A 13701-nucleotide genomic window follows, 5' to 3' on the forward strand; every position below is an offset into this window, starting at 1 on the left:
CCTGTCTCTGCATCGCTACGCTAGCTTCGAGACATGAAAAAGCGTTGCGACGAAGCAGCACGAGCTGAAGACCCTGGACTGAGCGGAGCGAAGGTCTTTGTCTTTGCGACGAGTAATCGCAGGAGCAAGGGAAGCGGCTGAAGCCGTGCCCGCGGAAAGCGTCCGCCTGGAGCGATTTCTTTATCTCTTCTTCAATTTATTAATTCTTTTGTTCAATTAACACAAGAAGAAAAACGGAATTCCGTTTTTCTTCTATACATAATAGGAAAAGGAGCTCAGATCATGACATCTACTAAATTTCCAAAAGGGTTTTTGTGGGGCGGCGCAACAGCTGCCAACCAATTAGAAGGCGCATTTGATGCTGGTGGAAAAGGGCTGTCGATTTTCGATATGGTTTCTTTTGTTCCAAAGGAAGAGCGCGGAAACGACATCGAAATGGATGTAAAAAGCGAAGCGGAACTAAACGAGCTGTTGGCACAGGAAGGAAAAACCAACTTTCCGAAACGCCGCGGAATCGATTTTTATCATCGCTACAAAGAGGATATCGCCCTTTTTGCGGAAATGGGCTTTAAAACGTTCCGTTTGTCGATTTCATGGCCGCGTATTTTCCCGAACGGTGATGAGCAGACGCCGAATGAAGAAGGGCTGGCTTTCTACGATCGGGTATTTGACGAATTGCAGAAATACGGTATTGAACCGTTGGTAACCTTATCGCATTATGAAATGCCGCTTCATTTGGTCCAAAAATACAATGGCTGGACCGACCGCCGCCTGGTCGACTTTTTCGTCCATTATGCGGAAACAGTATTCAATCGCTATAAAGATAAAGTGAAATACTGGCTGACTTTCAATGAAATTAATATCTCTATGTTTTCTCCTTATATCGGCAGCGGCATTTTGATTGACGATGTCGAAAATAAAGAACAAGCGGTATACCAAGCGCTGCATCATCAGTTTGTGGCAAGCGCAAGAGCAGTAAAAGCATGCCACGAGATCATTCCGGGTTCACAAATCGGCTGTATGTTGGCCCGCATGGAAGTTTATCCAGAAACATGCAGCCCGGACGATGTACTGGCAGCTCTTGATGAAGATCAAAAAAACTTATTCTTCACAGATGTCCAAGTGCGCGGCTATTACCCAAGCTTTATGAACCGATACTTTGAAGAAAATAACGTCGAAATTCAAATGCTTCCGGGCGATGAAGAAATCCTGCTTCAGCACACTGTCGACTTCTTGTCATTCAGCTACTACATGACAATGGTGGCAAGCGGCAATCCGGATAAAGCAAAAGAGAAAGGAAACTTTTCTCTTGGCATCAAAAACCCTTATTTGGAAGCTTCCGACTGGGGTTGGCAGATTGACCCGAAAGGCTTGCGCATCACCTTGAAGAAATTATATGACCGCTACCAAGTGCCGTTGTTTATCGTGGAAAACGGCTTAGGGGCATATGATGTTGTGGAAGAAGATGGGTCGATCAACGATGATTACCGCATTGATTATCTTCGTTCGCATATCGAACAAATGGGAGAAGCCATCGAGGACGGCGTTGATCTAATGGGTTATACGAGCTGGGGCTGTATCGATTTGATTTCGGCCAGTACATCGGAAATGTCGAAGCGTTACGGATTCATTTATGTCGACCAAGACGATTACGGCAATGGCACGCTGGAGAGGAAAAAGAAAAAGTCATTTGACTGGTATAAAAATGTAATTGCCACTAACGGCGAAGAATTGCATCAGAAAAGTTTAAACGAAGTAAACTGATGAAAAGTGCCTTACTCACTTGAGTAAGGCACTTTAAATGTATCTCAATTTTATTGGAAGAGGAGATAAGGTATGAAACTCATTGCTATTGATTTGGATGGCACGTTGCTATCCCCGGAAATGGAAATCACGAACGAAAACCTCGAGGCGATGCGGGAAGCGCAGAGCCGGGGGAATATTGTCATGATCTGCTCTGGCCGCGCACCCGAAGATATTCAGCAGATTCTTACAAAATACGATTTTTCGATTCCGTTGGCTGGAAGCAACGGATCGGTTGTGCAAGCCCAAGGGCATCTCTTGAAAAGTGTGTCGATGAACCGGGAAGATATCATAGAGATTGCAGAAAAATTAGATGCTGATAGAGTGCCGTATCGGATTTACACGAATGACGGAATTTACATGCCCCAAGATTGGTCGGAACGTGTGGAAAGTGCTATGGAAAAAGAGCAGATCCAAGTCCAAGGCATTCCAGATAAAGTTTATAAATGGATTACGGAACAGCCGCAAAAATCCAGCCTTATCAACTTTTTTAGTCACTATAGCGAATTGCTCCACAAGAAAGATTTAACCATTCAAAAATTCTTCGTGCTGACATTGAATAACAGCGTCAAAACATCATTGGCTGCTTATTTGGAGAAGATTGGCACGATCGGTTTCACTTCTTCGCATCCTCTAAATATTGAAGTGATGGACAAGAACGGAAACAAGGGAAGTGCGTTAAAAAGAATGGCTGAACATTACGGCATTTCGTTGAAAGATACAATGGCCATTGGCGATAACTTCAACGATATTCCCATGTTTGAAATGGCGGGGCTTTCAGTGGCCATGGGAAATGCCGAGCCAAAGGTGAAAGAAATCTGTGATACCGTTACCTATTCAAATGATGAAAACGGCGTAGCTCACGCCATAAACAAATATGTATTAATTAAATAAATATCTCTAATCCAGCTTGATCCAGCGGAAGAGATAATAGACTGGCGAACTGATAAAAATGCCCTTGAAAATAGCGATAAGTCAGCTGTTTTCAAGGGCATTTTAATATGGGTTTTCAATTTGTTAACGTCTGGTTCATCTTTTTACAACCCGTTCAATATGGATAGTCAAATAAAGCATTTCTTCGTTGGTCAATTCATGGCCGTATTCTTTCTTAATGTATTCCTTGATTTTTTCAGTACATCTCGCAGCGTCTTTGTGCTTTTCCTTGACCATATTATATAAGGAATCATCCGTGCTTTCGTAATGCGTCCCTTTGAAAATGCGCTGAGCGAAAAACTTCAGATGGGTGATAAAGCGCATGTAATTCAAGGAGTCTTCTTCAAACTCAACTTTGAAATGGTATTTGACGATTGTGATGATCTGATGGATGAATTTCGTAATATTCAATGTGTTTGACACGTCTTCATTCATCTCTGCATTGATCAAATGGATGGCGATAAAACCTGCTTCATCTTCAGACAAAGAAACTTTGAATTTTTCATTTATATATTCGACTGCTTTAACACCGACTAAAAATTCTTCCTTGTAAAGCTGCTTTACTTCCCACAACAAGGCGTTCTTGATCTCGATTCCGTCGCGCAGCCGCTCCAGCGCGAAATTGATATGGTCTGTCAATGAAACATATATATTTTCATTCAATTTCTTGCCTAATGTATTTTTCGCATAGGTAATGATATCTTCAACCACCACCATCAATTCGACAGGCACTTCCCGAAGAAGCATCTTGAAGTTATCAGAGGTTTCTTTATTTTTCAAAGCAAACACTTTCTGGATTTTTGCCTGATCCACTTCTTCACCCGTCTTCTTTTGAAAAGCAAGACCTTTCCCCATTATAACCAGCTCTGAACCATCCGACTGCAGCACGCTAATTACATTGTTATTAATAACCTTGGCTATTCTCATGGCTTCGCCCCCCATCATTCCTCTGTCCAATAAAAAAACCCAAGCCGCACTAAAGGAGATAAAATCAAAACGATTTTAACCTTTTAGCGACTTAGGTTTTGCCTGCATGACCAGTAACAATCCTATTTTCAGTCTATTAATTTAGACCTAGTATAGACTTGGTTTTAAGGGTTTGTCAACGCTTTCATGCATTGCTTTTCTTAAACAAAAAATCCGAAATCCTGAGATTTCGGATTAGTATTTTATTTCTCGATTATTCTAGAAACTTTGCTTTTAGCAGTCCTATCTATTGGTTGCGATGACGTTCTTCTGCCATCTGAATCTTTTATCCGTATTAACGGAGCGTCACAATTTCCGTTTAATCAGTATATAATTTAACCTGGTAAAGAATGAAAATAAAGCAGACCATAAATCAAAATTAATCATTCTTAGTAAAATGATTAAGAACTGCAAAAATTAATGCTCTCTCTGTGCCAAATGATTTTCTCTAGCCTGTTGTGCCTTACTTAGCTTTGATATATCTTTCGATAACCTTTTCTGGATGTCGCTTAGAAGATACAGCCCCCGAAACAAGGTGCCTGCAATAATGCCAAAAGCGAGTAAGCCGCCGACCAACGGCCCCGTCATAAGCAATAGGTAACCTAATATGACCGACAAAATAATTGATAAGACCAACTGCAATGCAAATCCCCCTTTTTTCTAAAAAAACAGCCCCTAAAAAGGAGCTGTAATCATCAGTCTCTCGTTAAAAACGATGTAAGGCGCAAGATGTTCAAGAACAGGTTCAGGAAATCCAGGTACAAGCCGATGGCCACGAACGGCACATCCTGTTCCGACATCGGCTGGTGCCGGATGCGGTTGAAGTCATAGATCGTGTAGAGCGAGAACAGCAACACACCTGCCATCGAAAGGATCATCGCAAAGCCGCTTGAGAACGGAACGAAGAAACCGAAGAGCGAAATCACAAAAAATGCGATCAACGCAACAAACAGATAGCTCGACCAGCCGACCAGGTTTTTGTTCATCCGGTAGCCGACCAGGCCATAGGCGGCAAAAACAACTGCCGTTGACACGAATACCGCGAGGACGATTTCTCCGCCCAAGCTGCCTACGTAGTAAGTCAGTACGGGATAAAGCGTCACGCCGCTGATCAAAGCAAATACCATCGCAAATGTTCTGCCCGCTTTTTTTGCCTTGCGGATGAAGATCATGGAAATCAGAAGAATTACCTCAACAACCATCAATGGCAGCATCAGCGCCGGCGGCACGAATTGCCCTGCGATAACGCCGATTCCGGATATTACCCATAGCACCGAAAAGAAGCTCAAGACGCTTTTCAGCATTTCGTTATTCGGCATCTCTTTTTCTAGTTCATAGTGCGAATACATGTACATTTCCTCCTTTTGTCTATATAAAGTATACGTCCATAGACTTGTTTGGATTCACTGATTCGAAATTTTTTTAGGATATATGAAAAGGAGAAACTGAAATCCAGCCGGTTCCTCAAAAAAAAGCCGCTTCTACTCAATGTAGAAGCGGCTTTCAGGTTGTTGAATAATCCATATGATGAATGGATCTGGAAATGTCCTCGTTGCTATTCCGCCAAAAGCTGTACTATCTGGCAGGGAAGCATCGGCTGAACGGCATTCGGCCGATCGCTTTGCGATGAAGCAGCGAAGCGATGCAGAGACAGGAGCACATGTTTTCTCCGTTGTTTTGCTCCATAGCTAAAAGACAGGTATAAAACGAATTCATCAACTTTTTCCTGAAGACTTTCTGCTGGGATATGGAAAAGGTATATTCTTATCAAATACCAGGAGAACTCTCCGGTTTGAGTAAGCTTTTGAATGAAGCGGAAGGCGGCGACTTCAGCGGGGCTAGCACGAGCCAAAGACCCTGGACGGAGCGAAGCGGAGGAAGCGGCTGAGGCCGTGTCCGCGGAAAGCGCCCGCCTGGAGCGAAATGAAAAAAAGCTAATAAAAATTTCCCGACAGTCTGAAAGCCGCTTCTACTCAATGTAGAAGCGGCTTTGTTTGTAATGGCTGTAAACTTATTTTCGGCCGAGCTCGCGCCCCATGCCTTTCAGGAAATTGAGCCCGAATTTTATAGAGCGGTTGATATCCGGGTCGCGAAGCGCTTTCACAAGGCCGAAAACGCCAACTTTTTTCGGGTTGTCCCGGTGCAGTTCCGCTTCGTCGAGTCCGCCTTTGACGCTGTCCATGATGCGGGCCGTCGTGTTCGGATCGATGGTGGTGACAACGGCCGCCGCTTTCATCGCGTTGTTGATGAGGTTGGTGACCGGTTCCCGGGAAGCCTGGTGGACGGCGATGCCGGTCAAATTCTCACGTGCTTTGACCATCGCCCGCACCGCGTCGAGTATGCCAGCGTCGTTCAATTCGCCAGTGATCTCCAGTATTTTATTGAGTGCCTGGTCCTGCTGGACGAGCAAGGTCTCGAGTTCGCCCAGTTTTTTCTCTTTTTCTTCCTCTGGCGTCAGCTGCCGCTTGTTGATCTGCTTGATTGGCGTTGCCATGACATATCACATTCCTTCCTCATTGATCGGTCAGCGGCACATAGCCCGGGCGCTGCCATTTCCGTTCGACTTCAATGCCCCGTGTCGGCGTGCGCTTTTTGCCGCGCGGATTTGATTTTGATATCGGGCTTTTGCCTTTTTTCTCGAGCAGTTCAAGGCGTACTTTCGTCTGCTTAAAGGCCGGTGTGTTGGTCACCCGATCAACGGCAGGGCCCGTCAGGAAGTTGATGGCCGTTTCCTTGTTGGTCGAGTGCATCGGCATGAACAGCTCATTGCCTTTCACACGGTCCGTGACGAACGCCGGCACTTTCAGTGCGCCATAAGGGGAGATGAGCCGTACCAGCGAGCCATCTTCAACGCCGCGCGCTTTGGCCAGGTCCGGCGATACTTCGACGAAGGTTTGCGGCATTTTTTGATGGATGCCGCGCGATTTATCGGACAGGTTGCCTTCATGGAACTGCTCAAGCAGCCTTCCGTTGTTGATGTGCAGGTCATACTCTTCAGGGAACACCGCTGGCTGAACCCATTCAAACAGCGAGAAACGCGCTTTCTTGTCCTCAAAGTTAAAGCCGTCAAGGTAAAGGACCGGCGTGTGCGATCCATCAAGGCTGCCCCATTGGAAACTGTTCCAGCCTTCCAATACGTCATAGTTCGCCTGGGAGAAGATCGGCGACAAACTTGCCATTTCATCGAAGATGTCGCTTGGATGGCTGTAGTTCCAGCCGGCGCCCAAGCGGTTGGCTATTTCCTGGGTGATCCACCAGTCGGGCTTCGAGTCGCCGAGTTCCGGCAGAGCCTTGTACAAACGCTGGACGCGGCGTTCGGTGTTGGTGAACGTGCCGTCTTTTTCAAGCGACGGGGCAGCCGGCAAAATTACATCGGCATACTGGGCCGTCCTCGAGAAGAAGACGTCCTGGACAACAAAGAAGTCCAGTTTCGACAGCACTTCGTCGACGTGGTTGGAGTTGGAATCGACGAGAGCCATGTCTTCGCCGACCAGGTACATCGCCTTCATCTTGCCGGCATCGATCGCGCGAAGCATCGTGACGTTGTCATATCCTGGTTTGGAATCGATCTTGACGCCATAAGCGCGCTCGAACTTTTCGCGGGCCGCGTCGTCGGTTACATGCTGATAGCCCGGCAGCCATCCTGGCAATGAGCCCATGTCGCAGGCACCTTGCACGTTGTTGTGGCCGCGGAGCGGGTAAGCGCCGGCGCCCGGACGGCGGTAGTTGCCTGTCACCAGCAGCAAGTTTGAAATCGCTGCGGACGTATCCGAACCGCCGGTGTTTTGCGTAACGCCCATGCCCCACAGGATGCACGTGCCGTCCGCTTCGTGGATGGCGTGCGCAATCTCGACCAAGGTTTCCTGCGGAATGCCGGTTTCTCTTTCGGCGTAGTCAAGCGTGTATCTCTCGAGCACTTCTTTAAATTCCTCATAGAAGTTGACGTTTTCGCGGATGAACGCCTCGTCGTGCAGATCGTTGTCGATCATGTATTTCGTCACGGCCATCAGCCATACCTGATCGGTGCCTTGTTTCGGGCTGATGAAAAGATCCGAGCGCTCCGCCATTTCGTTGCGGCGCAAATCGGCGACGATGAGTTTTTGACCGTGCAACTTGTGCGCCCGTTTGATGCGGGTCGCGAGTACCGGATGGCCTTCCGCCGGGTTGGCGCCGACTATGATGACGAGGCCGGCTTTCGCGATATCCTTGATCGAACCGGCGTCTCCGCCCATGCCGACCGTACGGAACAGTCCGTCCGTTGCCGGTGACTGGCAATAGCGCGAACAGTTGTCGATGTTGTTCGTCTCGAACACTTGGCGTGCAATTTTCTGGAGCACGTAATTGTCTTCGTTGGTGATTTTCGACGAGGAAATGACGCCGATGGCATCTTTTCCGTAATCGCGCTTGTAGCCGCCGAGTTTGGACGCGACGAGGTCGAGCGCTTCTTCCCAAGAGGCCTCGACGAATTCATCGCCTTGCCGGATGAGCGGAGTGGTGATGCGCTTGTCGCTGTTGACGAAATCCCAGCCGAATTTTCCTTTGACGCAAGTGGAAATCTGATTTGCCGGCGCATCGGATACCGGCTGGATCTTGAGGATCTCGCGGTCTTTCGTCCATACTTCGAACGAACAGCCGACGCCGCAGAATGTGCAGACCGTTTTGGTCTTTTTCATGCGGGTGTGGCGCATCGCCGCTTCGGCGTCCGAAATCGCCAGAATCCCGCTGTAGCCCGGTTCGACGTCTTTCACAAGGTCGATCATCGGATTAAGGATTTCCGGTTTCAGGCTCGTCATAAAGCCGGCTTCGCCGAGCATGGTGTTTTCCATAAGGGCGTTGCACGGGCAGACCGTGACGCAATGGCCGCAGCTGACGCATGAGGAGTCGTTGATCTTCGCGCCGCCGTCCCAAAGTACGATCGGCCGGTCGCGTTCCCAGTCCATCGTCAAGGTTTCATTTACCTGTAGGTTCTGGCAGGCTTCGACGCACTGGCCGCAGGCGATGCACTGGTTCGGGTCGTAGCGGTAGAACGGGTTGGTGAAATCCACCGCATCGGTCGAGCATTTCGGCTCGAACGGGTATTTCTGGTGTTCGATCTCCATCATGTCAACGGTATTATGTACCTTGCAGTTACCGTTGTTGTTGTCGCACACCGTGCAGTAAAGCAGGTGGTTCTCGAGAATGCGGTCCATGGCTTCGGTCTGTGCCGCTTTCGCACGGGTCGATCCGAGCTGAACGCTCATTCCGTCCGCGGCTTTGGTCGAACAGGTGCGCATCAATTGGCCGTCCACTTCCGCGATGCATGTATCGCACGTCTGGATCGGGTCGACTTCAGGCATATAGCAGATCTGTGGGTGGGTGATATTATTCGCGTTGACGACTTGGAGAATCGTCTGGCCGGGTTCAAAGTTAAAAGATGAACCGTTGATGATGATCGGCATGCCATTACCTCCTTTTAGTCACGTAAATCGCGGGATATCCGCCAAAACGGCGGCTGACGATTCTTATATACCCGCATTGTGTGGTAGTATTATAATCAATTTAACAGAACCTTGTGATAAATTCATGGAATTATCAAAAAATAAAGGTGATTTTCCGAAGGAGCGTGAATTTGCCGATGGAACAGCACACTATACGCACCGTCATGCGCTACGCAAACGGGGCATTCACCGAAAAAGAAGACCGGGTCGTCGTCGAAGAGCCAATCACCATCCACATCAACGGCCGCGAATTCATCACCATCGTCTGCACGCCGGAATGGATTGAAGATATGGCGGTCGGGTTTCTAGCATCTGAAGGCATCATCCCGAACCATCAGGACATCAAGGAAATCCGACTGGACGAAAAGGCGGGAATCGTCCATATCACAGCCGAAAAAGTCTATCCGTTCTATGAGCAATTACAGAACAAGCGCTTCGTGTCCTCGTGCTGCGGCATGAGCCGACAGGGCTTCGTCTTCGCCCACGACGCCATCACCGCGAAGACGATGAAGGAGGCGCGGGTCAAACTCACACCGGAAGACTGTTTCGCGCTGATGCGGCAGATGGATGTGAGCGCCGAGACGTTCCGCAAAACCGGCGGCGTCCATAACGCGGCGCTTTGCAGCACGGACGGCTTTTTCCTGTCGCGCGTCGACATCGGCCGGCACAATGCGCTCGATAAGATCTACGGCCACTGCCTGAGAAATGAGATTCCTGTCCGTGACAAAGTCATCGTCTTCAGCGGCCGCATCTCGTCTGAAATCTTGCTGAAAGTCGCAAAAATCGGCTGCGAAATCATCCTCTCGAAATCCGCACCGACCGAACTCGCCCTTGAACTTGCCGAGGAGCTCGGCATTACGGCTGTCGGCTTTATCCGCGGCGAGTCGTTCAACCTTTATACGCATCCCGAGCGGCTTGTGGCAGGGAAAGCTGGCGGAAACTCGAATCTGCCGTCTTCAAAACAGGAAATTTAACAACGGAACCCTAAGGCAAAACGTCGGAAGTTCCATTTTAAAGCAATAAGCGGTGAATTAGTTTAAACTGAACTAGAAGAACTTACTCGCAATTTACAGAAAAAGGTGAAATTATGAATGGTTTTATGATTGAAAAACCCGTTCCGTACTATGAACAATTCTATCATTCGATCAAAGCGATGATTTTCGAAGGGAAATTCAAACCGGGGGAAAGAATCGTCGAAACGCAGCTTGCAAAAGAATTCAATGTAAGCAAAAGCCCGATTCGGGAAGCCATTCGAATGCTGGTGCAAGAAGGCTTGATCGTTACGGACGACAAATCAAAAATGGTCATCTACGAACCTACTTTAAAAGATGTGGAAGAAATTTATTTTTGCAGAAAAGCATTGGAATCATTTGCAGTCAGGTTGATGATAGAAAAAGCGACCGACAGTGAGATAGAAGAGATAGAAGAGCTTCTGCTGGAAACGGAAAAAGCAATCCACAATGGCCAAGAGGACAAGGCCATAATTGACCTGAACGCGTCTTTTCATAACTTGATCATTGAATTCACGAAAAACGAGCGGCTGAAAAAACAGATAAAAGACTTAAAAACCTTAATGTACTTTTTTAGGGTGATGAATTTTCAAGGTGGAAACCGGGCTGAAGATATACTGAAACAGCATCGCGACATCTTCTGCCATATTAAAAAGAGAGATGAAGAGAAAGCTGCACAAGCTATGCTCGGGCATTTGCAATTGGACGTGGATCATTTAACCGAGGTTCTAAATAAAACCGTAAAGTAAAGGCACTGGGAATTTTGCTCAGTGTTTTTTATTGGTTTGAAAAATAGTTAGAAAGTTTAAAATAATCTATTGATTTTCTTTCGGGCTTCTTGTAGTATTCAGTTTAGAAGTTAGTCGACCGGATACAGTCGACCAAATTAGACCGAAATTCAAAAAAGGTGGGTTAATATGAAAACTTTTCAAATCGCGAATATCCCGGGAGATGGAATAGGAAAAGAAGTTGTGCCAGCAGCAACGGAAGTTTTGAATGCGCTTGCAGAAGTGCATGGAGGCATAAAATTTGAATTCACCGAATTCCCTTGGAGCTGTGAGTATTATTTAGAGCATGGCCAGATGATGCCGGATGACGGCTTGGAGCAGTTGAAGGATTTCGACAGTATTTTCTTAGGCGCCGTTGGGAATTTGCAGCTTGTTCCCGATCATATCTCTTTATGGGGACTATTGATAAAAATCCGCCGTGAGTTTGAACAGGTTATCAATATCCGGCCTGCAAAGTTGATGGACGGGGTCCGCTCCCCGTTGGTCAATCCTAAAGATTTTGACTTGATTGTAGTGCGTGAAAACAGTGAAGGAGAATACAGCTCCATCGGCGGAAATATCTACAAAGATGAAGATGAAATAGCCATCCAAAATGCTATTTTTTCAAGAAAAGCTTCAGAAAGAGCAATGCGCTACGCTTTCGAGCTGGCAGCTAAACGCGGAAAGCATGTAACAAGTGCCACTAAATCGAATGGGATCATTTATTCAATGCCATTTTGGGACAAGGTTTTCAAAGAAGTCTCGAAAGACTACCCGGATATCACAACCGATTCACAGCATATCGATGCACTTGCCGCATTTTTCGTTACACATCCGGATAAGTTTGATGTAGTGGTTGCGAGCAACTTGTTTGGCGATATTTTAACTGATCTTGGAGCGGCGATCATGGGAAGTATCGGCATTGCCCCGGCAGCCAATATTAATGTGAACGGAAAATACCCTTCCATGTTCGAACCGGTGCACGGGTCAGCACCTGATATCCTCGGCAAAGGAATCGCCAACCCGATCGGCCAGATCTGGACAGCGAAAATGATGCTCGACCATTTTGGCGAAGAAGAACTGGGAACTGCTTTACTGGATATAGTGGAAAGCGTAACAAGGGACGGTTATTTGACACCGGACATCGGCGGCACAAATACAACTAAAGAAGTGACGGACGAAATTATCAAACGCATCAGGGACTTAGGGAAGTTGAATGCGGACGAAGAAACGACCGGCTACTCGAAAGTATAAAACCGGGATCTAGAGAATTGCATGGCAGGAGCAGAAGTTCTACCATGCTGTTCTTTGAAAGAATGTAAACGCTTTCTTAAAGATTTGCATAAAACGAATAGGGGTGAAAAGAATGAGCAGTAACAATGTCCAAGATATCAGCGGCATCAACAATGTAGGTGAAAAGCGCAAGGGATTGGGGTTAAAAGGCGTAAAAATTTCAGGAATCGAGGCTCCTGTATTTTTCGGGATTGCGGCAATCGTATTGATCGGCATGTATATGGAATTGCTGCCGGAGAACATTGTAAGCGGCCTGGCGGTCACCATGGTTTTAGGCGGTTTGCTGATGTGGATCGGGAACAGCATACCGGTCTTTGGAACGTTCGGCGGAGGTCCTATCCTTTGCATTTTGATTCCGGCCTTATTTCTGTATTGGGGATTGATCCCGGAAAGTTTTGCAGTGCTGGCGGATAATTTCTATAACGAATGGGGCTTTGCTGAACTGGTTGTAACCGGTTTGATCGTCGGCAGTATCTTAAGTATGGACCGGAAGATGCTGATGAAGACAGGGCCAAGATTTTTCGTGCCGCTTTTAGGCGGAGTGTTTGCTGCTCTTCTAATCGGCGGAGCGGTCGGCCACTTGATCGGCTTCGGCTTCTCGGAAACCATTTTCTTTGTCGTAGGCCCGATCATGGGCGGAGGAATGGCCGCTGGGGCTGTGCCTATGGCTGAGATTTATGCAGCAAACGGCAGCGGAGATGCGGGCAGCTACCTTGCGCAGCTTGCACCGGCTGTTATGGTCGGCAATATGGTTTGTATTCTGATTGCTGGTGGATTGAATGGGTTAGGAAAACGCAAAAAACCGCTTTCCGCTAACTTCACAGGAAATGGCAAACTCTTGAGAGCGACAGAGCCGGGTGCTGAGAAAAAGGCCAAGGAGCATAAAGAAAGCATCTTGCCGTTGTCATTAAGAAATTTGGCGGTTGGTTTGCTGATAGCTTCCGGGCTGTTCATTTTTGGTGAAATCGTCAACTCGTTTGTTCCAAGCCTTCATGCGTATGTCTGGATTATTTTGGGGGCAGCAGCTTTGAAGCTATTCAGAATATTGCCGGAAAGCATCGAGAAATCTTCGGAGGATTGGTACGACTTCATCTCCATGGCATGGGTTCCAGCTGTTTTGGTTACCATAAGCGCCGGAATGATTGATTTCAATAGTGTATTAGGGATTGTCACAGACCCAAGCTATATAACTTTGACGATTCTGACGGTGGTGCTCGCTACATTAGGTGCTGGTTTTATCGGAACATTAGTCGGGTTCTATTTTGTCGAATCTTCTATTTCTGCTGGCCTCGGCATGGCGGACATGGGCGGTTCAGGGGATGTCGCGGTATTGAGCGCAAGCGAGCGGATGGGCCTCATGCCGTTCCTGCAGATTTCTTCCCGCATAGGCGGCGCGATGATGCTGATCATTTTGTCGATATTAGCCCCGTTATTGCTATAGGCTGATGAAAC

12 protein-coding genes are annotated in these 13701 nt (G+C 47.4%); 7 read left to right on the top strand and 5 right to left on the bottom strand.

The window, feature by feature from the left end:
- Positions 1-282 precede the first annotated feature (282 nt).
- Positions 283-1764, top strand: a complete 1482-nt coding sequence (locus FQV28_RS14385) for a glycoside hydrolase family 1 protein (protein WP_146497193.1) — start codon at positions 283-285, stop codon at positions 1762-1764.
- Between the two features lie 72 nt (positions 1765-1836).
- The gene (locus FQV28_RS14390) at positions 1837-2697 is read left to right on the top strand and encodes a Cof-type HAD-IIB family hydrolase (protein WP_146497194.1); all 861 of its coding nucleotides are present in this window, start codon (positions 1837-1839) and stop codon (positions 2695-2697) included.
- A gap of 135 nt (positions 2698-2832) precedes the next feature.
- On the opposite strand, the gene licT is transcribed toward FQV28_RS14390, so the two are convergent.
- From licT to FQV28_RS14405, 3 genes are all read right to left on the bottom strand, one after another.
- Positions 2833-3663 carry a BglG family transcription antiterminator LicT gene (gene licT / locus FQV28_RS14395; RefSeq protein ID WP_146497195.1) on the bottom strand — a complete coding sequence of 277 codons (831 nt, stop codon included), beginning with the start codon at positions 3661-3663 and terminating at the stop codon, positions 2833-2835.
- Between the two features lie 456 nt (positions 3664-4119).
- Entirely contained in the window at positions 4120-4344 is a 225-nt protein-coding gene (locus tag FQV28_RS14400) for a hypothetical protein (RefSeq protein WP_146497196.1), read from the bottom strand.
- Between the two features lie 53 nt (positions 4345-4397).
- Positions 4398-5051: a Bax inhibitor-1/YccA family protein gene (locus FQV28_RS14405; protein ID WP_186763889.1), complete on the bottom strand. Its 654-nt coding sequence runs from the start codon at positions 5049-5051 to the stop codon at positions 4398-4400.
- Positions 5052-5226: 175 nt separating this feature from the next.
- Between FQV28_RS14405 and FQV28_RS19280 the strand changes: the two genes are divergently transcribed.
- A complete protein-coding gene (locus tag FQV28_RS19280; RefSeq protein ID WP_186763890.1) occupies positions 5227-5394 on the top strand; it encodes a hypothetical protein in 168 nt (55 codons plus the stop codon).
- 319 nt (positions 5395-5713) lie between these two features.
- Here FQV28_RS19280 and FQV28_RS14410 read toward each other — a convergent pair whose 3' ends face one another.
- Complete coding sequence (locus tag FQV28_RS14410; RefSeq protein WP_146497198.1) at positions 5714-6196, bottom strand: helical membrane plugin domain-containing protein; 483 nt, start codon at positions 6194-6196, stop codon at positions 5714-5716.
- 19 nt (positions 6197-6215) lie between these two features.
- On the bottom strand, positions 6216-9140 hold the full coding sequence (gene fdhF, locus FQV28_RS14415) for a formate dehydrogenase subunit alpha (RefSeq protein WP_146497199.1): 2925 nt from the start codon (positions 9138-9140) through the stop codon (positions 6216-6218).
- A 176-nt stretch (positions 9141-9316) separates the two neighbouring features.
- Between fdhF and fdhD the strand changes: the two genes are divergently transcribed.
- The 4 genes from fdhD (at position 9317) to FQV28_RS14435 (ending at position 13690) form a co-directional block, all read left to right on the top strand.
- A complete protein-coding gene (gene fdhD / locus FQV28_RS14420) occupies positions 9317-10153 on the top strand; it encodes a formate dehydrogenase accessory sulfurtransferase FdhD (protein ID WP_146497350.1) in 837 nt (278 codons plus the stop codon).
- Positions 10154-10266: 113 nt separating this feature from the next.
- Positions 10267-10938, top strand: a complete 672-nt coding sequence (locus tag FQV28_RS14425) for a GntR family transcriptional regulator (protein ID WP_146497200.1) — start codon at positions 10267-10269, stop codon at positions 10936-10938.
- 168 nt (positions 10939-11106) lie between these two features.
- A complete protein-coding gene (locus FQV28_RS14430; protein WP_146497201.1) occupies positions 11107-12210 on the top strand; it encodes a tartrate dehydrogenase in 1104 nt (367 codons plus the stop codon).
- Between the two features lie 112 nt (positions 12211-12322).
- Complete coding sequence (locus FQV28_RS14435) at positions 12323-13690, top strand: 2-hydroxycarboxylate transporter family protein (RefSeq protein WP_146497202.1); 1368 nt, start codon at positions 12323-12325, stop codon at positions 13688-13690.
- Positions 13691-13701: the final 11 nt, after the last annotated feature.

It is taken from the genome of Planomicrobium sp. CPCC 101079, assembly GCF_007859275.1.
Classification (GTDB): Bacteria; Bacillota; Bacilli; order Bacillales_A; family Planococcaceae; genus Planococcus.

Excerpts from the sequence above, each read along its gene's own strand:
- FQV28_RS14435 (WP_146497202.1), top strand. The coding sequence starts at position 12,323 with ATGAGCAGTAACAATGTCCAAGATATCAGCGGCATCAACAATGTAGGT.
- FQV28_RS14405 (WP_186763889.1), bottom strand. The coding sequence starts at position 5,051 with ATGTATTCGCACTATGAACTAGAAAAAGAGATGCCGAATAACGAAATG.
- fdhF (WP_146497199.1), bottom strand. The coding sequence starts at position 9,140 with ATGCCGATCATCATCAACGGTTCATCTTTTAACTTTGAACCCGGCCAG.
- FQV28_RS14390 (WP_146497194.1), top strand. The coding sequence starts at position 1,837 with ATGAAACTCATTGCTATTGATTTGGATGGCACGTTGCTATCCCCGGAA.
- FQV28_RS14410 (WP_146497198.1), bottom strand. The coding sequence starts at position 6,196 with ATGGCAACGCCAATCAAGCAGATCAACAAGCGGCAGCTGACGCCAGAG.
- FQV28_RS19280 (WP_186763890.1), top strand. The coding sequence starts at position 5,227 with ATGATGAATGGATCTGGAAATGTCCTCGTTGCTATTCCGCCAAAAGCT.
- FQV28_RS14430 (WP_146497201.1), top strand. The coding sequence starts at position 11,107 with ATGAAAACTTTTCAAATCGCGAATATCCCGGGAGATGGAATAGGAAAA.
- fdhD (WP_146497350.1), top strand. The coding sequence starts at position 9,317 with ATGGAACAGCACACTATACGCACCGTCATGCGCTACGCAAACGGGGCA.
- licT (WP_146497195.1), bottom strand. The coding sequence starts at position 3,663 with ATGAGAATAGCCAAGGTTATTAATAACAATGTAATTAGCGTGCTGCAG.
- FQV28_RS14425 (WP_146497200.1), top strand. The coding sequence starts at position 10,267 with ATGAATGGTTTTATGATTGAAAAACCCGTTCCGTACTATGAACAATTC.
- FQV28_RS14385 (WP_146497193.1), top strand. The coding sequence starts at position 283 with ATGACATCTACTAAATTTCCAAAAGGGTTTTTGTGGGGCGGCGCAACA.